This is a genomic window from Tessaracoccus terricola, assembly GCF_054776555.1.
In genome coordinates, this window is the sequence record NZ_BAAHBS010000004.1 from 194,704 (window position 1) to 213,730 (window position 19,027).

20 protein-coding genes are annotated in these 19,027 nt (G+C 68.2%); 12 read left to right on the forward strand and 8 right to left on the reverse strand.

The annotated features are described in order from the left end of the window. The first annotated feature begins 15 nt into the window (after positions 1-15). From ACYU7G_RS06625 to ACYU7G_RS06635, 3 genes are all read left to right on the forward strand, one after another. Positions 16-1,329, forward strand: a complete 1,314-nt coding sequence (locus tag ACYU7G_RS06625) for an extracellular solute-binding protein (RefSeq protein WP_461106042.1) — start codon at positions 16-18, stop codon at positions 1,327-1,329. Positions 1,330-1,398: 69 nt separating this feature from the next. Further along, positions 1,399-2,325 carry a carbohydrate ABC transporter permease gene (locus ACYU7G_RS06630; protein WP_461106044.1) on the forward strand — a complete coding sequence of 309 codons (927 nt, stop codon included), beginning with the start codon at positions 1,399-1,401 and terminating at the stop codon, positions 2,323-2,325. Continuing rightward, a complete protein-coding gene (locus ACYU7G_RS06635; RefSeq protein WP_461106046.1) occupies positions 2,325-3,158 on the forward strand; it encodes a carbohydrate ABC transporter permease in 834 nt (277 codons plus the stop codon). The genes ACYU7G_RS06630 and ACYU7G_RS06635 overlap by 1 nt, the downstream gene beginning before the upstream one ends. Before the next feature lie 24 nt (positions 3,159-3,182). Here ACYU7G_RS06635 and ACYU7G_RS06640 read toward each other — a convergent pair whose 3' ends face one another. The 6 genes from ACYU7G_RS06640 to ACYU7G_RS06665 all read right to left on the reverse strand — a co-directional run bounded on the left by ACYU7G_RS06640 (position 3,183) and on the right by ACYU7G_RS06665 (position 10,231). Further along, complete coding sequence (locus ACYU7G_RS06640; protein ID WP_461106048.1) at positions 3,183-4,379, reverse strand: M20 metallopeptidase family protein; 1,197 nt, start codon at positions 4,377-4,379, stop codon at positions 3,183-3,185. 184 nt (positions 4,380-4,563) lie between these two features. After that, on the reverse strand, positions 4,564-6,078 hold the full coding sequence (locus ACYU7G_RS06645; protein ID WP_461106050.1) for an acetyl-CoA hydrolase/transferase family protein: 1,515 nt from the start codon (positions 6,076-6,078) through the stop codon (positions 4,564-4,566). 76 nt (positions 6,079-6,154) lie between these two features. Next, positions 6,155-7,018 (reverse strand): phosphoserine phosphatase SerB, encoded by an 864-nt coding sequence (serB, locus tag ACYU7G_RS06650; protein WP_461106052.1) that lies wholly within the window; start codon positions 7,016-7,018, stop codon positions 6,155-6,157. Between the two features lie 215 nt (positions 7,019-7,233). After that, on the reverse strand, positions 7,234-8,544 hold the full coding sequence (locus ACYU7G_RS06655; protein WP_461106054.1) for a S1C family serine protease: 1,311 nt from the start codon (positions 8,542-8,544) through the stop codon (positions 7,234-7,236). A gap of 182 nt (positions 8,545-8,726) precedes the next feature. Continuing rightward, positions 8,727-9,461 carry an esterase/lipase family protein gene (locus ACYU7G_RS06660; RefSeq protein WP_461106056.1) on the reverse strand — a complete coding sequence of 245 codons (735 nt, stop codon included), beginning with the start codon at positions 9,459-9,461 and terminating at the stop codon, positions 8,727-8,729. Beyond that, positions 9,458-10,231 (reverse strand): alpha/beta fold hydrolase, encoded by a 774-nt coding sequence (locus ACYU7G_RS06665; RefSeq protein WP_461106058.1) that lies wholly within the window; start codon positions 10,229-10,231, stop codon positions 9,458-9,460. Before ACYU7G_RS06665 ends, ACYU7G_RS06660 begins: the two co-directional genes overlap by 4 nt. Positions 10,232-10,279: 48 nt before the next feature. On the opposite strand from ACYU7G_RS06665, the gene ACYU7G_RS06670 reads away from it, so the two are divergent. Next, on the forward strand, positions 10,280-11,032 hold the full coding sequence (locus tag ACYU7G_RS06670; RefSeq protein ID WP_461106060.1) for a TVP38/TMEM64 family protein: 753 nt from the start codon (positions 10,280-10,282) through the stop codon (positions 11,030-11,032). 1 nt (position 11,033) lies between these two features. Here ACYU7G_RS06670 and ACYU7G_RS06675 read toward each other — a convergent pair whose 3' ends face one another. Beyond that, the gene (locus ACYU7G_RS06675; protein ID WP_461106062.1) at positions 11,034-12,002 is read right to left on the reverse strand and encodes a class I SAM-dependent methyltransferase; all 969 of its coding nucleotides are present in this window, start codon (positions 12,000-12,002) and stop codon (positions 11,034-11,036) included. A 273-nt stretch (positions 12,003-12,275) separates the two neighbouring features. Here ACYU7G_RS06675 and ACYU7G_RS06680 point away from each other — a divergent pair, with 273 nt between their 5' ends. The 5 genes from ACYU7G_RS06680 to ACYU7G_RS06700 all read left to right on the forward strand — a co-directional run bounded on the left by ACYU7G_RS06680 (position 12,276) and on the right by ACYU7G_RS06700 (position 15,466). After that, on the forward strand, positions 12,276-13,109 hold the full coding sequence (locus ACYU7G_RS06680; RefSeq protein ID WP_461106064.1) for an HAD-IIA family hydrolase: 834 nt from the start codon (positions 12,276-12,278) through the stop codon (positions 13,107-13,109). 167 nt (positions 13,110-13,276) lie between these two features. Then, positions 13,277-13,732 (forward strand): hypothetical protein, encoded by a 456-nt coding sequence (locus tag ACYU7G_RS06685; protein ID WP_461106066.1) that lies wholly within the window; start codon positions 13,277-13,279, stop codon positions 13,730-13,732. Then, positions 13,681-14,460: a hypothetical protein gene (locus ACYU7G_RS06690; protein ID WP_461106068.1), complete on the forward strand. Its 780-nt coding sequence runs from the start codon at positions 13,681-13,683 to the stop codon at positions 14,458-14,460. The genes ACYU7G_RS06685 and ACYU7G_RS06690 overlap by 52 nt, the downstream gene beginning before the upstream one ends. After that, on the forward strand, positions 14,457-15,071 hold the full coding sequence (locus tag ACYU7G_RS06695; RefSeq protein ID WP_461106070.1) for a tyrosine-type recombinase/integrase: 615 nt from the start codon (positions 14,457-14,459) through the stop codon (positions 15,069-15,071). The genes ACYU7G_RS06690 and ACYU7G_RS06695 overlap by 4 nt, the downstream gene beginning before the upstream one ends. Next, positions 15,068-15,466, forward strand: coding sequence for a DUF6262 family protein (locus ACYU7G_RS06700; protein WP_461106072.1), 399 nt, complete (start codon positions 15,068-15,070; stop codon positions 15,464-15,466). Before ACYU7G_RS06695 ends, ACYU7G_RS06700 begins: the two co-directional genes overlap by 4 nt. Positions 15,467-15,483: 17 nt before the next feature. Here ACYU7G_RS06700 and ACYU7G_RS06705 read toward each other — a convergent pair whose 3' ends face one another. Then, complete coding sequence (locus ACYU7G_RS06705) at positions 15,484-15,861, reverse strand: ArsR/SmtB family transcription factor (RefSeq protein WP_461106074.1); 378 nt, start codon at positions 15,859-15,861, stop codon at positions 15,484-15,486. 77 nt (positions 15,862-15,938) lie between these two features. Between ACYU7G_RS06705 and arsB the strand changes: the two genes are divergently transcribed. The 3 genes from arsB (at position 15,939) to ACYU7G_RS06720 (ending at position 18,780) form a co-directional block, all read left to right on the forward strand. Then, positions 15,939-17,060 carry an ACR3 family arsenite efflux transporter gene (gene arsB / locus ACYU7G_RS06710; RefSeq protein WP_461106076.1) on the forward strand — a complete coding sequence of 374 codons (1,122 nt, stop codon included), beginning with the start codon at positions 15,939-15,941 and terminating at the stop codon, positions 17,058-17,060. A 34-nt stretch (positions 17,061-17,094) separates the two neighbouring features. Continuing rightward, a complete protein-coding gene (locus ACYU7G_RS06715) occupies positions 17,095-17,532 on the forward strand; it encodes an arsenate-mycothiol transferase ArsC (RefSeq protein ID WP_461106078.1) in 438 nt (145 codons plus the stop codon). Between the two features lie 171 nt (positions 17,533-17,703). Continuing rightward, positions 17,704-18,780 carry a tyrosine-type recombinase/integrase gene (locus ACYU7G_RS06720; protein WP_461106080.1) on the forward strand — a complete coding sequence of 359 codons (1,077 nt, stop codon included), beginning with the start codon at positions 17,704-17,706 and terminating at the stop codon, positions 18,778-18,780. Positions 18,781-19,027 lie beyond the last annotated feature (247 nt).

Consider the following 19,027-nt stretch of genomic DNA (forward strand, 5'->3'; position numbering starts at 1 on the left):
CATGAGGAGACGATGATGTCGTACACGATTTCCCGCCGCCGCCTGCTGGCCCTGTCCGGCATCAGCGCCGCCGCCGTCGTGCCACTGGTGGCCTGCTCGGGAGAGACCACACCGGGCCAGACCGCCGACGGTGGAAGCACCGCCGGAGGCGAGGTCACCGGCCAGAACGTCCGCGTCTGGTTCATGGAGGGCTCAATCGCCGACGAGGCGATCGAGTACCTGGAGACCGCGTTCGCCGACGCCAACCCCGGCAATACCCTGACCGTCGAGATCCAGCCCTGGGACGGCATCGTCTCCAAGCTGCAGACCTCGCTCGCATCCGACTCGGAGAGCCCCGACCTCGTCGAGACCGGCAACACCCAGTCCTCCACCTTCGGCAGCGTCGGTGCGTTCGCCCCCGTCGACGACATGTACGACGAGCTCGGCGGCGACGACCTGATCCCGAGCTTCATCGAGTCCGGCAGCTGGGAGGGTGCGCTCTACTCGCTGCCCCTGTACGCCGGTGCCCGCGGCGTCTTCTACCGCAAGGACCTGCTCGAGGCCGCAGGCATCGAGGTCCCGGGCACCATCGAGGAGTTCGCGCAGGCCGCGATCGACCTGGGTGCCGCGAACCCGGAGGGCGTCGAGGGCTTCTCCGGCATGTACCTCGCCGCCGTCGACGTCCACGGCGCCAACTCCATGCTCTTCGCCGGTGGCGGCGACTGGGCCACCCTCGAGGGCGACGCCTGGCAGGAGAAGCTCACCGACCCGAAGTCGCAGGAGGCGCTGGAGCGGATCAGCCGGGTCTTCGCCTACGGCACCGCCTACGCACTGGACTCCCAGGCCTCACAGAAGGCGTTCGAGAAGTACTTCAACGAGAACAAGGTGGGCATGCTCATCGGTACCGGCAACATCGGTACCAAGATCGACCAGGCCCTGTGGGACGCGGACAAGGTGGGAGTCATGCCCATCCCGGGTCTCGAGGAGGGCGAGGTGGGCCAGACCTTCGCCGGCGGTTCGCACATCTCCCTCGCGGCCAAGGCGAAGAACCCCGAGCTCGCCCGCGAGGCGCTGAAGATCATCTTCGGCGAGGAGTTCCAGACCCTCCTCGGCGAGGCCGGCTGGGTCTCCGGCAACACCTCCTACGGGGACACCGTCGCCGGCGCCTTCGGCGAGATCGCGGCCGACGTCGTGAAGAACTCCAAGACCACCCCGAACACCCCGCAGTGGGGCGTGGCCTCCGGCAACAACCTGATCCGCGACTTCTGGACCGCGATCGCCCAGGGCGGCGACGTCGCCTCCGTGGCCGCCGACTACGGCAGCCAGGTCCAGGACGTCCTGAACTCCTGACCCATCCCCCCGGGTGGGTGCGGGGCCTCACTCCGCGCCCACCCAGCCACTGACTGTGAGGATCCAACCATGTCGGCACCCGCGGCACAACGGCGCTCGCCCCTGACGCACCGGCTCGCCCCCTACGCCCTGCTGGCGCCCGCGATCATCCTGGTGCTGGTGGTCCTGGGCTACCCGATGGCGCGCCAGTTCGTCATGTCCTTCCAGGAGTTCGGGCTGGCCCAGCAGTTCGGCCAGCCGCCCGAGTGGGTGGGATTCGGCAACTACCTCGAGATCCTCCGGGACCCGTACTTCTGGACGGTGCTGGCCAAGTCGTTGGCCTTCTGCGTGTGGACCGCGGGCCTGACCATGCTGTTCGCGGTGGGCTTCGCACTCCTGATGCGCGAGGCCAGCGGGGTGGCCCGGGGCATCATGAACGTCGCCCTCGTCATCGTCTGGGCGATGCCGCTGCTGGCGGCGCTGACCGTGTGGCAGTGGCTGGTGGACCCGAACTTCGGGCTCGTGAACTTCATCCTGTCCAGCATCGGGCTCACCCAGTTCCAGGGCTTCTCCTGGCTCGCGAGCAGCTTCTGGACGTTCTACCTGGTGGCCTCGGCCACCATCATCTGGGCCTCCATGCCGCTGGCCACCATCTCCATCTACGCCGCGCTGACGCAGGTGGACGACGCGCAGCTGGAGGCCGCGTCGCTCGACGGCGCCGGCTACCTGAAGCGACTCCAGCACGTGATCATGCCCACGATCATGCCCGTGGTCTCCCTGATCGGCGTGCTGCAGGTCATCTGGGACCTGCGGGTGTTCACCCAGATCCACGTCCTCCAGCAGTCGGGCGGCATCTCCAGCGAGACCAACCTGCTGGGCACCTACGTCTACCAGGTGGGCATCTCGCAGGGTAACTACGGCAGCGCCTCGGCGATCGCGACGGTCATCCTGCTGGTGACCCTGGCCATCACCGCGCGCTACATCCAGATGCTCTTCAAGCAGCAGGGAGAAATCTGATGCGCCCCAAGCTCTACGCCCGGATCGTCATCAACACGATCCTCGTCCTCGGGGCCCTGGTCTGGCTGCTGCCCGTCTACTGGATGCTGAACTCGGCGTTCCAGGAGGAACGCAACCTGCTGGCCGCGCCGCCCAACCTCCTGCCCACACCGCCAACACTGGAACACTTCCACGGCGTGCTGACGGATCCGACGTTCTGGTCATCGCTGGGCATGTCGCTCGGGACCGCGGTGATCGTCGTCACCGTCACGACGGTGGCCTCGCTACTGGCCGCGCTCGCACTCACCCGGTTCGGGTTCGGCTCCCGCCGCTACCTGGTGATCGCCATCCTGGTGATCCAGATGATCCCGGCCGAGGCACTGTTCATCTCCCAGTACCGGATGCTGGATGGCTGGAACCTCCTGAACTCGGTCGCCGGCCTCTCGCTGCTCTACATCGGCGGCATCCTGCCGTTCGTGATCTGGATGCTGCGCGGCTTCGTGCAGGGCATCCCCGAGGAGCTCGAGCAGGCCGCCATGGTGGACGGCTGCACCCGCACCCAGGCCTTCATCAAGGTGACGCTCCCGCTGCTGGCCCCCGGACTGGTCTCCACCAGCGTCTTCGGGTTCCTGCACTCCTGGAACGAGTACACCCTCGCCCTGATCGTCCTGTCGCGGGACACCGCGCAGACACTGCCGCTGTGGCTGCAGTCGTTCCAGCAGGGCCTGCGCGGCTCCGACTGGGGCGGCGTGATGGCCGGCTCCACCCTGATCGCCCTGCCCGTCATGCTGATCTTCGCCTTCGTGCAGAACCGGATGACCTCCGGCATGGTCAGCGGCGCCGTGAAGGGCTGATCCGGCAGGCCCCAGCCGCTGGGCTCAGGTCAGGCGGCCGAAGGCCAGCTGCGCCAGCAGCGCGGCCCCGTCGGCCACCACGCCGTCGTCGAAGTTGGCGTAGGCGGAGTGGTTGAAGGGCGCGGTGGCGGGGTCGGCGTCGGGCGGGGTGGCGGCGAGCCCGATGAAGCACCCGGGTGCCTCCTGCAGGATGCGGGAGAAGTCCTCCGCGCCGGCGAGGGGCTTGTCCCAGCGGTTGTGGCGCTCGGCACCGAACATCTCGGTGATGGTGGCGGCGACGTGGTCCGCCTCGGCCGGGTCGTTGACGGTGACGGGGTACTGCTCCAGCAGGCTGTACTCGGCCTTGACGCCGTGGGCCTGGGCGATGCCCTCGAACAGCTGGGGGATGCGCTCGAGCAGCTTGGTGTGGGCCTCGTCGGAGAACGTCCGCAGCGTGGCCTCGAGGCGGCCGTCCTCTGGGATGACGTTGGCGATGGTGCCGGCCTGCAGGAGACCGGTGGTGACCACCACCGGGTCGTGGATGCTGAACTCGCGCGTCACCATCGCGTGGGTGGCGGTGACCATCTCGGCCAGCGCCGGCACCGGGTCCTTGCCCAGGTGCGGGGTGGAGCCATGGGTGCCGGAGCCGACGACGCGGACCCGCGCCACGTCGGAGGACGCCATCACGGTGCCGGGCTTGGTGGAGAACGTGCCGTAGGGCTCGGTGGCGCTCCACACGTGGATGGCGTAGGCGTGGTCGGGACGCGAACCCGCGACGTCGAGCAGGCCCTCCTCGAGCATGTAGCGGCAACCGTCCACGCCCTCCTCGCCGGGCTGGAACATGAAGATCACGTCGCCGGCGAGCTGGTCCTGCACCTCGCACAGCGCGCGCACCGCGCCGACGAGGATGCTCATGTGGAGGTCGTGGCCGCAGGCGTGCATGGCGCCGTTGGTGGAGGCGAAGTCCAGACCGGTTGCCTCCTCGACGGGGAGCGCGTCCATGTCGCCGCGCAGCAGGACGACGGGGCGCTTGCCGTCGGTGGGGATCGCGCCGCGGAGCACGGCCACCACGCTGGTGACGGTCTTGCCGAGCGTGATCTCCAGCGGCAGGCCCTCCAGCGCCTCCAGGATCCGGGCCTGGGTCTGCGGCAGCTGCAGCCCCACCTCCGGGATCTGGTGGAGCTCGCGGCGCAGGGCCACGAGTTCGGCGTCGATGCTGCGGGTGAAGTCCAGGATGCTCACGACCTCATCCTTACACACGCCCCGCCAGAGGCCAGGGGCCGGTCCGGATGTTCGGCTGGGGTCTGGCCTCCCGGCAGGCACATTGCTCTGATATCAGAGCACTCGTTGGACTTGAGCCGGCGGTAACCGGTCACAACGGGTACACATCGCTACACCAGCAGAGTCTCGCCGAGTAGACCGCAGCTCAGACCCGCATGGAACCCGTCTCGAGGAAGCGCACGTGCCAGCCGAGCGCGGAGGCGAGGTCGTGCGGCGTGTGCATGCCGTTGGCCTTCTTCTCCGCCAGCTTCACGTACTCCCTCAGGGGCTCCTTGAAGTCCGGGTGGGCGCAGTTCTCGATGATGGCCTTGGCGCGCTTGCGCGGGGCCAGGCCGCGGAGGTCCGCGATGCCCTGCTCCGTGATGAACATCGAGGTGGAGTGCTCCGAGTGGTCCACGTGGCTCACCATCGGCACGATGCACGAGATGGCGCCCCGCTTGGCCGTCGACGGCGTCACGAAGATGGAGTGGTAGGCGTTGCGGGCGAAATCGGCCGAGCCGCCGATCCCGTTCTGCATCCTCGAACCCATGATGTGGGTGGAGTTCACGTTGCCGTAGATGTCTGCCTCGATCAGCCCGTTGCACGCGATCACGCCCAGCCGTCGCACCGCCTCCGGGTTGTTGGACACGTCCTGCGGCCGCAGGATGATCTTGTCCCGGTAGGTCGCGGCCTCGCGGTTCATCCGCTCCGCGTACTCCGGGCTCAGCGAGAACGCCGTGGCCGAGGCCACGGTCAGCTTGCCCGAGTCCAGCAGGTCCACCATCCCGTCCTGGATCACCTCGGTGTAGGAGGTGAGGTTCTCGAACGGCCCCTCGGCCAGCCCGGCCAGCACCGCGTTGGCGATGTTGCCCACACCCGACTGCAGCGGCAGCAGGTTCTCCGGCAGCCGCCCACGCCGCACCTCGTCGCCGAGGAAGTCCAGCAGGTAGCCGGCGATCGCCTTCGAGCCGTCGTCGATGGGCTTGAACGGCGTGTTGCGGTCCGCACTGTCGGTCTCGATGATGCCCACCACCTTGGCCGGGTCGACGTCGAAGACGGGCTGGCCGATCCGGTCGGCGGCGCTGCGGATGGGCAGCGGCACCCGGTTGGGGGGCAGGTTGCCGACGTCGTAGAAGATGTCGTGCATGCCGCGCAGGTCCTCGGACTGCCACGAGTTGACCTCGAGGATGATCCGCTCGGCGCACTCCAGGTAGGTGCGGTTGGCGCCCACCGACGACGAGGGCACGAGCTTGCCGTCGGAGGTGATGGCGGTGACCTCGACGACGGCGAGGTCCAGGTTGCCGAAGTAGCCGCGCCGCACCTGCTGCCCGACGTGGGACAGGTGGACGTCCAGGTAGTCGCTGGTGCCGTCGTTGATGGCCCCGCGCATGTCCGGGTCCGACTGGTACGGCACCCGGATGCCGACGCCGCCGGTGCGGGCGAGTGCGCCGTCGAGTTCGGGCGCGGTGGAGGCCCCGGTCAGGACGTTGACGCGGAAGGGGTCACCGGCGTCGTGGGCGGCGTTGATCCGCTCGGCCAGCGCACCGGGAAAAGCCTTGGGGTAGCCGGCGCCGGTGAAGCCGGAGAACCCGATGGTCCAGCCGTCCTGCACGAGCGCCGCGGCCTCGGCAGCGGTCATGACCTTGGAACGCAGCGCCTCGTTCCGGATGCGAGCCGACATTTCTTCCTCCTGGAATCCGATCCTGTGACCTCACCCTAGGGAGGCGCCACCGGAGGATTTCAGGCCACCCCCCACCTCAGCGCTGGAGGGCGATGGGTACAATCGCGTCCAACCTGGGGAAGGCGACGGCCACGTCGGCGCGCTCGGCGGTGATGGGCTTGGCGCAGTAGGCGACTCCCAGCCCGGCCGCCTCCAGCATGTCCAGGTCGTTGGCACCGTCCCCGACGCACACGGTCAGTGCCGGGTCGACGTCGTGGGCGGCGGCGAAGCGGGCCAGGTCGCGGGCCTTCTGAGCCCGGTCCACGACGGTGCCCGTCACGTTCCCGGTAAGCACCTCGACGCCGTCGGTCACCTCGGTCTCCAGCACGTTGGCGTTGGTGAAGTCCAGGCCGGCGGCCGCCGCCATGGGGTCGACCAGTTGGGTGAACCCGCCCGACGTCACGCCCACCAGTGCGCCGACCGCGTGCGCCGCGGCCACCATGTCCAGGGCGCCGGGGGAGAGGGTCATTGCCGGGCCCACGGCGTCGAACACCGTTGTGGGGAGGCCTTTGAGGGTGGCGACGCGGGCCCGGAGCGAGGCCTCGAAGTCCAGTTCGCCGCGCATGGCGCGCTCGGTGATCTCGGCCACCTGGGGGCCGCTGCCGGCGTGGGCGGCGAGGAGGTCGACTGCCTCGGTGGTGGTGAAGGTGGAGTCGACGTCGCACAGGATGAGCCGCGCCGGTTGCGTGGCCAGCGGGCCGGTGATGACGGCCACCGCGACGTCGCCCGCGGCCGCGCGGAGTTGGGTGCGGAGGGCGTCGGGATCCGGGTGGTCGCAGAGCACGGTGATGGAGTGCCAGTGCTCGGTGCTGCTGGTGGCGCGCTCGCCCGGGTCCGGGACGAGGGCCACCAGCTCACCGAGGATCGGGGTGGGTGAGACGAAAACGACGCGGGTCTCCATGGGGGTCAGGCTATCGGGTCCCGCCCGTTGGTCGAGTGGAGCGCCCGGCGCCCGTGGTCGCGCTCGTTGGTCGAGTGGGGTGCCTCGCGCCCGTGTCGCGCTCGTTGGTCGAGTAGGGCGCCCCGCGCCCGTGTCGAGACCCGTTCGGTGGGTCTCGACACGCTCGCTGTGCGAGCTACTCGACCGGCGGGGTGGGTGCGCGGCGGGCGTGTCGACTACCCCGCAGCGGCTGTCAGGGTCGCCTCCACCTGCTCCTCGGACCCGTTGCGGATGACGTTCAGGGTCACGGTCTGCCCCACCTCGGAGGCGCGGATCAGTGCGACGAGCGACTCGGACGAGGTGATCGGGCGGCCGTCGAGGGCGTTGATGACGTCGCCGGTGCGCAGGCCGGCCTTGTCCGCAGGGGACCCGGAGACCACCTCGGCCACCTGGGCGCCCAGTTGGCTGGAGCCCTCGACGTCGGAGGCGCTGATCCCCAGCTGCGCGTGCTGGGCGACGCCGGTGGTGAGCAGTTGGTCCACCACGTACTTCACCTGGGTGACTGGGATGGCGAAGCCGATGCCGATGTTGCCGGACTCGCTGTTGCCCGAGGTCAGGGTGGCGATGGAGCTGGTGATGCCCACCAGTTCACCGGCGGAGTTGACCAGCGCGCCGCCGGAGTTGCCGGGGTTGATGGCGGCGTTGGTCTGGATGGCGGGGGTGACCACCACGCCGTCGCCGTAGTTGCTGACGTTGTTGGACACGGCGCGGGTGGAGACGGGGCGGTCCAGGGCGGAGACGATTCCGGTGGTGACCGTGTCCGCCAGCCCGAGGGGGTTGCCGACGGCCATGACGGGATCACCGACGGCGAGGTCGGAGATGTCCGCGAAGCCGATGGTCTGCAGGTCCGACGGCGGGTCCAGCAGGCGGATCACGGCCAGGTCCGTGGAGGGGTCGGTCCCAACCACTTCCGCCTCGTAGGCGCGGGTGCCGATGACGACGGTGATCTGCGTCTGCGCGCCGCCGCCGGCGATCACGTGGTTGTTGGTGACGATGTTGCCGGCCGAGTCCAGGATGACGCCGGAGCCCTGCCCGCTGCCGCTCATGCCGGTGACCTCGATGGCCACGACGGCGTCCTCGACGGCTGCGGCGGTGGCGGCCCAGTCCGGGTTGGAGGGGTCGGCCTGCACCACCTGGGTGGAGCCGGCAGCGACGGTGGTGCCGCCGTCGGGTCCTGCCAGGGACAGCGCGGTGGCGGCTCCCACCGCGCCGGATCCGCCCACCACCAGCAGCGCCGCGGCCAGCACACCCGCGATGGCGGAGCGCTTGCGGGGCTTGGTGCTGAACGCCTGGGCGGTGCCGTAGGAGGCCTCGCCCCGGGGCGGCGGGGCCGACGGCGTGCCCAGCTCGCGAGGGACCGTGGGCATCGTCGGCTGGGTGGGGGTGGCGGCGTAGCCGGGCTGGTTCGCCGTCGTGGCGAAGGTGGGGTTCCAGTGCGTGTTGGACGAGGGCTGGAACTGCGGTCCCGGGGTGCTGGGGTTGGTCATCTCAGTCATCTCCTTGTGGCGTTGACCCAAATCAACCTCCCGAGCCTGTGAGTTCGCTGTGAACGCCCTGAACCTTGACTGTGACCTGGAACGAAGTGTTCCGAGGGGCCGTGACGAGCGCTCGGGACACGCCTCTGGGCCTGCTCAGCTGTGCAGCCCGACCGGTGTGTCGCGAGCGCTGGTCACACCCCGGGTCGGTGACCCGGGCCCGCCAGCAGGTGGACGTGCTCGTGGATGGTGCGCCAGACCCGTTCGTCGCGCACGGGTCGGAAGTGTCCGGCGACGTCGAGGGTGACGTTGGTGGCGCCGTCGAGGCGGGAGCCCTCGGGGATCACCTGGTCCCACGCGGGCGCCAGGGACACGATCTGTTCGTTCACCCGCTGTTCGGCCGCCAAGGAGGTCAGCTGCGCCGAGCCGGGCAGGAACATCCCCAGCGGGCTGCGGCCCAGACCCGGCAGCCGCTGCAGCCGGCCGCCCAGCGTCGAGCCGCCGAACGGGGTGGCGACGGTGACCATGCCCACCGGTGCTTCGCTGAGTGCCAGCACCGCCTTGCCGATCAGGCCGCCCTTGGAGTGGGCGACGAGGACCGCGCCTTCGAGTTCCCGCTCGTGCAGGACTGCGAGGCAGCGCCGGGCGGAGCGTTCGACGTCGGCGAGGTTCCAGCCGAGGGTCTCGACGTAGTGCACGGGGTGGCCGCGGGCGGCGAACCAGTTGCCCAGCGGCGCGAGGTAGGTCCAGGGCTCGAGGATTCCGGGCAGCACCACGACGGGGATCTCGCGGCAGTCGGGCTCTCCCTCGCCGACGGTGGTGGGGCCCGGGCGGACGCGTCGCCACACGGCAGTGGCGAGGTCGGTGGCCGCCAGGCCCCAGTCGACGGCGGCGTCGCGGGCCCGGCGCAGCTTGTTGGGCCGGGTCATCCGTCGTCCCGGCGGGCGAGGCCCAGGATGGCGGCGGTGACCCGTTCGGGGTGGGTGACCATCACCTGGTGGGAGGCGTCGGCCACCACCTCCACCAGGGCAGTGCCGCCGGCGGCTCGGGCGAGCCGGTCGAGCCAGGTGCGCGGCGCCAGTCGGTCCTTCGCGCCGGCCAGCAGCACCACTGGCACGTCGACCTCGGCAAGGCGGTCCTCGAGCCGGTAGTCCACCATCGGGGGCACCGTGTCCAGCAGCATCCGCGGCCCGCAGCGCAACCACGCCAGGATCGACGGCGCCACGGACGCGGGCGTCTCGGCGAGCACCGACTGCAGGAACCGCCACACCAGCAACGGGACCCGACGCTCCCGCTCGTTCACCACGGGGCCGATGAGCACGGCGGAACTGGCGATGCCGGGTCGGCGCGCGAGGGTCTCGACCACCACCTGGGTGCCCATCGAGTGGCCGATCAGCACGGCGTCGCCGAGGCCGAGGTCTTCGAGGGTGTCCTCCACCACCATCGCGAAGTGGGACATCCGAAGTGCCCGTCCGGGTTTGTCGGTGCGGCCGAAGCCGGGCAGGTCGACGGCGATGACGCGGCCGTGCGGGGAGAGGGCCTCGGCGAGTTCGCGGTAGTACAGCGACGACACCCCCAGCCCGTGGACCAGGACGAAGGTGCGCGCGGAGGGGTCGCCGTCGGGACCGGAGTCCAGCACCCGCAGTTCGAGGCCGCGGACGGTGACGGCCCTGTCCGTGAACTCGGGGGAGTCGCTCATCGGAAGATGTTCTCATGGGTGGCGGGTCGGGGTGCCAGACTGTGGGGCGTGAGTGACCAACAGCAGCGCGACGCCGCGGAGTCCACCGAGTGGTTCCGCTGGCGCAACGTGGCGCAGACCGGGCTGCTGGTGGCGGTGGCGCTGGGGATGCTGTGGCTGGTGCTGCACGTCAAGGTGCCGTCGATCTCCGAACTCCGCGAGACCATCGACGACGTCCGCGCCCGGATCGCCGGGTTCGGCTGGTGGGCGCTGCCCGTGTTCGCCGGCGCCTACGCGCTGGTGGCGGTGACGCCCATCCCGGTGACCATCATGGCCGTGGCCGCCGGCATCCTGTTCGGCACCATCCTGGGCAGCGTGGTCTCGGTGCTGGGGGTGCTGCTGGGCTGTTGGCTGGCGTACTGGCTGGCCCGCGCCGTCGGCCGTGCGACGGTGGAGCGGCTGTTGGGCAAGCGCGCGGTGGGGATCGAGCGTCGGCTGGACGACAACGCGTTCGAGGCGGTCTTCCTGCTCCGGCTGATGCCGGGGCTGCCCTACTGGCCGGTCAACTACGGCAGCGGGGCGTTCGGCGTGAGGCAGCGCGACTTCGTCGTCGCCAGCGGCCTGGCCGCCATCCCCGGGCAGGTGTCGCTGGTGGCCATCGGCGCGTTCCTGGCGTCGCCGTCGGTGGCCCGCGGGGCGGTGGTGGTGGCGGCGTGGGCCGTCGTGCTGGTGATGACCGTTTGGTCCTACCGCAGCCTCAAGGGCACGGCCAAGGGGCTGCCCGGTGCGCGGTTGGCGGCGGGTGAGCCGTCGGAGGAGTGAGTCAGTCGCGGGTGCTGACGACGACGGTGTAGGCGCGGTCCTGCGCGACGACGCGGGTGGCGCCGAGGTGCTCGTTCAGGAACCGGCGGTAGGGCAGGTGCGAGTTGTAGACGCACCACAGCTGTCCGCCGGGACGCAGGACGCGCTTGGCCTCGATGAACATGTCCAGGGTGTCGGTGGAGTCCTTGGTGGTGCCCTGGTGGAAGGGCGGGTTGGTGACGATGGCGTCGAGCGCGTCGTCGTCGTAGTCCTCGATGCCGGCCACCCAGGCGGCCTGCACGTCGACGTCGTTGGCCTGGGCGGTCTCCAGCGTGGAGGCGACGGCGGACCAGGACACGTCGCGGGCCTCCACCTCGAGCCCGAGGCGGGCGAGGAACGCGGAGATCACGCCGTTGCCGGACCCGAAGTCCAGCACCCGGGTGCCCTCGACGGCGAGGTTGTCCAGCAGCAGCCGCGTGCCGGGGTCCAGCTTGGTGCCGGAGAACGTTGCGCCGTGGGCGACGAGAGTGAGGCCCAGCGCGTCGTTCAGCCGGGCCTTGGGCCAGTCCGACGGCAGGCCGGCCGGTCCCCAGGCGCGCAGGGCGCGGGACTTCTTGTGGCCGAGCGTGGCGTTGACCGCCGTGAAGTGCTTGCCGAGGACCTCGTTCATGGACTTGTTCATGTGCTTGACGCGGCCGCCCGTGATGAACGTGACGTCCTGCGCACCCTGGATGCTGGCGCACTGCTGGTCCAGCGCGGCCAGCGATTTGGGGAGGTGGCCCCATGCGAGGTCGACGCCGGCGAGGTCATCCGGGTGCTCGATGAGCAGGTCCTCGTCCACGAGCTCCGCGTCCCGCACGTCGTCGCACCAAACGCGCACGTCACTGGTGATCTCCAGTGCCTGCTCCACCAGTCCCGGTGCGTCGATGACGGCGATGGCCGAGGCCTCGGTGGGGGATTCGCGGAGGATCAGCTCGTCGATTTGGTCCATGCCTTCGATGTTCTCACGGATCGGCGGTGGCGCTGATTCGGCGGCCGGTGCGGGAGCCGGCGCTGTCCGAAATGTCGACTCTGGATTGTTGGCCCGTCTATGGTCCAACAATCCAGAGTTGATTCGTTTCAGCTGGGGTTGGGCAGTCGCGCAGGAACTCGATAAGTGGTTCTGGGCCCGTTAACGGGCTCACAACCACTTGATGATTCGTTTCAGCCCCGGCGGGGGTGGGCGAGGGGCGGCTATCGTTGCGGGCGCAACGAGGAGGTTGGCATGGAAAGACCGACGCAGTTCTTCGACGCCTACCTGTTCGATCTCGACGGCACGATCTTCCTGGGCGACGAACTGCTCCCCGGCGCTGCGCGTCTGGTCGGGGAACTGCGGCGACGGCGCATCCCGGTGCGGTTCCTGTCCAACAATGCCACCAAGGCGCCCGAGCAGTACGCGGAGAAGCTGACCCGTCTCGGGCTGCCCACCGACGTCGCCGACATCGCCAACACCGTCGCCACCATGACCCGGTGGCTGCTCGCCAACCATCCCGGCAAGGTGGTGTTCCCCATCGCGGAACAGCCCATCGTCGACGCGTTCCGGCAGGCGGGGATCGCCATGAGTGACGACCCGGCCGAGATCGACGTCGTCGTCGCCTCCTACGACCGTGGCTTCGACTACCGCAAACTCCAGATCGCCTTCGACGCCATCTGGTTCCACCGCCGGGCCATCCTCGTGGCCACCAACCCGGACAAGTACTGCCCGTTCCCCGGCGGCCGCGGCGAGCCGGACTGCGCGGCCATCGTCGCCGCCATCGAGGCCTGCACCGGCACCAAGTGCGTGCAGACCGTCGGCAAACCGGACCCGAGCATGGTGGCCGAGGCGTTGCGCGGCCTCGACGTCGACCCAGCGCGCTGCGTGATGGTTGGAGACCGCCTGGCCACCGACATCCAGATGGCGGTGCGGGCCGGCATGCCGTCGGCGATGACGCTCACCGGCGACTCCACGCTCGACGACGTCGCCGCCGCCGATCCCGTGGACCGGCCCAGCTACGTGCTCGAGCGGATCGACGAGTTGGTGCCAGCCGACGTCTGGGCCGAGCTGGGCTGGGCCAGCTGATCGATTGGGGGCCCGTGACCTTCGCCACCGCTCGGTAACTTTGCTTCCGCTACAGCGGTGGCGAAGTGACACAGCGGTGGCGAACTGCTCCGCCTGCGTCTCTGCCCGGCTCCCCGGCGGGAGTCACCGGTTGATCACCGATGCCGGTAAACCTAGGGTCGGTTGCCATGGACGAGGTCACGCACCGCGGCACCCGATCCCGGATCCGGCACGCGCTGCGCACCTCGGCCGGACTGCTGCGGGCACGATGGTTCGCGGTCCTGGTGGCGATAGCGGGGCTGCAGGGTGCGTTGGTGTGGGTGCTGCCACTGTTGGTCTCGCTTGTGGAGTGGCTGCTGCGAAGTCTCGGCATCGACGGGCTGAACCTGTACATGTTCGACACGGTCTTCACCTCAGTCCTCGGCCTGCTCGTGCTGCTGGTGGTCATGGTGGTGGCCACGAGTTTCGTGCTGGCGGAGGTAACTCTGTTCGCCGTCGGGGAGCCGGTGGACTTCACCGGTGTTCTGCGTCGCACGCTCGCGACCCTGCGCAAGGGGCTGGGGCCGCAGGGGCTCCTGCTTGTCCCGTACCTGTGGCCGGTTACGACCCCGACGGGTTGCGCTCCTTCGTGCAAGGGTTCCTGACGGCCCTGCGTACCCACGTGATCGCCTCTGGTCCTCGCGCAGGGCTGCCACTGGCTGGTAACCCTCGTCGGCAGATCCTGACCACCGTCGAACAGTTCTACGCGTGGATGTACGACAATCGGGCTGCCGCGGCTACCACCTTGGCTGAACCGCGCTGGCTGCGGCTCGGGCAGGCCCATAGCGTGCTGTTCCGGCCCGGGGACAAACCCCGACTGACGAATCAGCGCAGCGAGGACATGGTCCTCGAAGACGCTGTCGTGGCCCGGATCGCCGAGGGTGCCGAGTTGCTGGCCAAACCGAAGCAGGAGGGAGGCTTCGGTGACCTGGCCGCATTCCACGTGCTGATGTTGCTGATCCGAACGGGCCGCCGGGTCAACGAGATCCTCATGATGGACTTTGATCCGTTGCTCCCACTGGTCGGGGCGCAGGCCTCGGATGGATCTGGGCTGGTGGCCCGGATGCGGTACCAGCAAACCAAGGTCCAAACCAACCAGCCCAACTCGATCCCCGTCGACGCCGAGGTCGTCGCCATCGTCCGAGCCCAGCAGGATGCCGCCCGAGCGCACATGGCCAAGATGGGCTGGAGCGGACGGGATCCCAAGTACCTGTTCCCGCGGCCGACGCAGAACCGGAATGGCATGCACCCCTACTCGGGGGCGAGCCTGCACTCCGTCCTCGAAAAGTTGACCCAACGCCTGGGCATCACGACAGCCAAGGTCGACTGGTGAACATCAGCAGGACTCACCGCTTCCGCCACACTGCCGCGACCAACCTGCTCAACGCTGGGGTCCCCCTGCACGTGGTCATGCGGTACTTCGGACACGTCAGCCCCGAGATGACCATGCACTACGCCGTCACGCTGGCCCAGACCGCAGAACGCGAGTTCCTGCGGTTCAAGAAGGTCACAACCGATGGACGCGAGCTCGGGATGGAGGCTGGGGACCTCTACGACGTCCTGCAACTCGACCAGCGAGCCGACCGCATCCTGCCCAACGGCTGGTGCATGCTGCCACCGAAGCAGGTGTGCAACCGCGGCAACGCTTGCTTGTCCTGCGACAAGTTCGTCACAGACGCCAGCCATGCTCCGGAGTTGCGACGCCAACTCGCCAACACTGAGAACCTCATCGCCCAGCGCCAGACAGCCTTCCTGGGCAGATACGGCACTGCGATGGACGACGACAACGCCTGGCTCCAAGGACGAAGGTCCGAGGGCGACTCACTGCGGCGGATCCTGCTCGCACTGGAAGTAGTCACCGACGACAACCGCGCGGTGCGTGGAGCAGGTGCTGCCGACCGCAGCCACGAGCTCCAAATGCCCGACGGAGGGACAGTCCCATGACCGAACACCTGATCCGCGCGGCGAAGGACCGCCACGACAAGTCACTGGCCCGAGCGAACAAGGCGCTGCAGGACATGGCAGCAGCAGGTTCCTCGATCACGTTCGCCGCTGTCGCGCGGCACGCGGGCGTGTCCACCGACTTCCTCTACAAGACCCCGACGCTGCGGGCACGGATAGCCGACCTGCGCGCAAGCCCATCACGCAAACACGACGACGCCGCGACGGTGGAGCAGGAGGACGGGTCCACCAGTTCCGCGGTGCGGGCACTCGCCGCACAGCTGAGACAGCAGCGCCGTCAACATCGCGGTGAGGTCGACGCACTTCAGAAAGCGTTGGCAGCTGCCCACGGCGAGAATCTGCAGCTCAGGAGACGGCTTTCCCAGTCCGAAGGCTGACGAGCGACTCAGTGCCTCTAACCGAGTTCCAGCATCGTGCGCAGATCAGCGAAGGCTGCCGGGATGACGGTGTAGTGCGCCCACTTTCCGCGCTGCTCCCGGGTCAGGAGACCAGCCTCGACGAGCTTCTTCATGTGGTGGCTCACCGTTGGTTGGCTGATGCCGAGTTCCTCGGTGAGGTCACAGGCACAAACTGCTTCGCACCCCTGGGCGGCCACGTGGGACAGCAACCGCAGCCGCATGGGATCAGCCAGGGCCTTCAGCATCCCAGCAGCACGCTGGGCCGCCTCGGCGCTGATCGGGCCATCCGACAGGGAACAGCACGCCACCGCACCTGCGCCCATCCCGACGGGCTCCAGGTCGGCGGGATGGGTGAGGGATACCGTCTGAACCATTCCCCCAGCATACATTGACGCTCATCGATATCTTCCGTAGGGTTCGTATCGATACTGGTCTATGTAAAGGATGCTGGATGCGCACCACCACCGCTGCACCGACTGCAGCTTCGCCTCGTCTGATGAAGGAGATGTCCTTCCTCGACCGGTGGCTGCCGGCCTGGATCCTCACGGCCATGGTCCTGGGCCTGGCGCTGGGCCGGCTCATCCCCGGCCTGAACACTGCTTTGGAGGCGGTCAAGATCGGTGAGGTTTCGTTGCCGATCGCGATCGGCCTACTGGTGATGATGTATCCGGTGCTGGCCAAGGTGCGCTACGACGAGACCCGCCGGGTGACCGCTGACCGGCGACTACTCGTCACTTCGCTCGTGTTGAACTGGCTTGTTGGGCCGGCGTTGATGTTCGCGCTGGCTTGGCTGCTGCTGCCAGACCTCCCCGAGTACCGCACCGGATTGATCATCGTCGGTCTGGCCCGCTGCATCGCGATGGTGTTCATCTGGAACGACCTGGCCTGCGGGGACCGGGAAGCCGCTGCCGTGCTGGTGGCGATCAACTCGGTGTTCCAGGTCCTCGCCTTCGGCGCGCTGGGCTGGTTCTACCTCCAGGTCCTGCCCTCATGGCTCGGTCTGCCCACCACCAGCGCCGACTTCTCACTGTGGTCCATCGTCTTGAGCGTCCTGGTATTCCTCGGGATCCCACTACTGGCAGGCTTCCTGACCCGCACCCTGGGAGAGAAGGCCAAGGGCAGGGTTTGGTACGAGGGGACGTTCCTGCCACGCATCGGCCCGTGGGCTCTGTACGGGTTGTTGTTCACCATCGTGTTGCTTTTCGCGCTACAAGGCGACGCGATCACTTCGAAACCCTGGGACGTTGCCCGGATTGCGTTGCCCCTACTGGCCTACTTCACCCTGATGTTCGGCATCAGTCTCCTGGCCGCTCGCGCAGCCGGGCTGAACTATGCCAAGTCCACCACCGTCGCGTTCACCGCCGCCGGGAACAACTTCGAGTTGGCGATCGCCGTGGCCATCGGCACCTTCGGAGTCACCTCCGGGCAAGCCCTGGCCGGCGTGGTAGGGCCACTCATCGAGGTCCCGGTCCTCGTCGGACTCATCTACGTCTGCCTCCGGGCCGGACGCAAACTCTTCCCCGGAGACCCAACCCTCCCCGAACCAACCGGCCCAAACACCAACCACCGCTGACCACCAATCCACATCCAGGAGAACGGACACCATCATGAGCCCCGAAACCACCGGCAAACCCTCCGTGCTGTTCGTCTGCGTCAAGAACGGCGGCAAGTCCCAGATGGCCGAAGCCCTCATGAGGCAGCACGCCGCCGACGCCGTCGAGGTCCACTCGGCCGGCACTGCACCAGGGGCGGCGATCAACGCCCTCTCAGCCGAGGTGATCGCCGAGGTGGGTGCGGACATGTCTGAGGGGAAACCCACACGGATCGACCTCGAACTGCTGGCCAGGGTGGACCGCGTCATCCTGCTGGGTGACGAAGCCCAACTCGACCCCGCAGATGACATGACCGGCACCATCGAAACCTGGCCCATCGACGAACCTTCCACTCGCGGCATCGAAGGCGTCGAGCGGATGCGCCTGGTCCGCGACGACATCGACACCCGCGTCCAAGCGCTCCTTGCCGACCTCACCAACACCCGAGACTGAGGAGCACGCTCCTGGAGCTCGGAGGCCATGCCAGTCGTCACTCGCAGCCGATGCCGTCGCCGATTATCTGTAGCTCCTGGATCGGTGGCCATCTTGTCAGCTAGCACCGACAACACGCCGGAGGGACGGGGGATCCCGGCCGGTATCTGTATGTCGTCTTAGGTTTCAGGGGTGTCAATCTATCGGGCACAGCGCCTGATCACTGATGACGGGCGGCTCAGCGCAACGCTGCTGGGGCCGGACGGTGTGGTCGCTGCGGCCGAAGAGTACCTGGCCTTCCTGCAGGACCTAGGACGGTCGTTCAACACCGTTCGCGCCTACGCCAGTGATCTGGCCATCTTCTTCGACTTCCTCGGTCATCGCGGTCTGGTCTGGGATCGAGTGGGCATGCAGGATCTGGCGGCGTTCTCCGCTCACCTACGTGGGACGAATCGTGCACATCCCACACCGAATGTTGTCCTGCTGTCGAGTGCATCCCCACGTCGCTCACCTGCGTCCGTCCAGCGGTCGATCACAGCCGTGTTCGGGCTATACGACTTCCATGCCGACACCACCATGGGACAGGTGTTGATCCGTAGTCAGCAACGCCGCGTGGGGGTACGCCACCAAGTGGGACGAGACCCACGGAAGCTGGTGGCGGTGAAAGTGCCGTCGATGATCAAGCCCAGCTTGACCGGCGAGGAACTTTCTACTGTCCTCCAGGCTCCGGGTCGGTGGCGAGACAGGTTGCTCCTGGCGCTGATGGGCCTGAATGGGCTGCGCGTGGGAGCGGTGCTCGGACTGCGCCACGAGGACATCAGTCTGCGCAGACGAGAGTTGCGGATCCAGCCGCGTGAGGACAATGCCAATGGTGCTCGCGCGAAACGGCGGTCGCCGTTGATGCTGCCCCTGCACGAGGCTCCTGCCGGACTGTATGCGCGGTATCTCGATGAGGAGTATGGCGACTGGGACAGTGACTACGTCTTCATCAACCTGTGGGCCGGTGACATCGGGGCACCCATGGCCTACGACAGCGTGCGTGCTCTTGTGGCCAGAACCAGCCGGGTCACCGGAATCGTCTTCACCGCCCATGTCCTGAGGCACACGTTCGCGACCTTGCTCCGATGTGGTGGCGTGGAGATGGAGGCCGTCAGTGAGTTGCTGGGGCATGCGAGCGTCGACACCACCCGCTCGACCTATGTGCACACGACTGTCGAAGATCTCCGGCGCAACCTGGACCGGATTCATACACGAGTGAGTCCGAGATGAGTCAGCCAGCGCTTCGTTCAGTCCCGTCCGCCCCGGCCGGTCGGAAGCCTTACGAGCGGATCTTCGAGGCGCTCCTGCCGCAGTTCACCCAGCCCATGCACGTGCCCGGTCCTGAGGATGTTGCCCTATGGGGTCGACGGTGTTCCGTGAAAGGTTGTTGCGGATGGGATTCCCACGGGACGCAGCCTCTGTGCGCCAAACACCGCCGCCGACTCCGCTACGGTCGCACGAGCCTGACGCTGAGCGC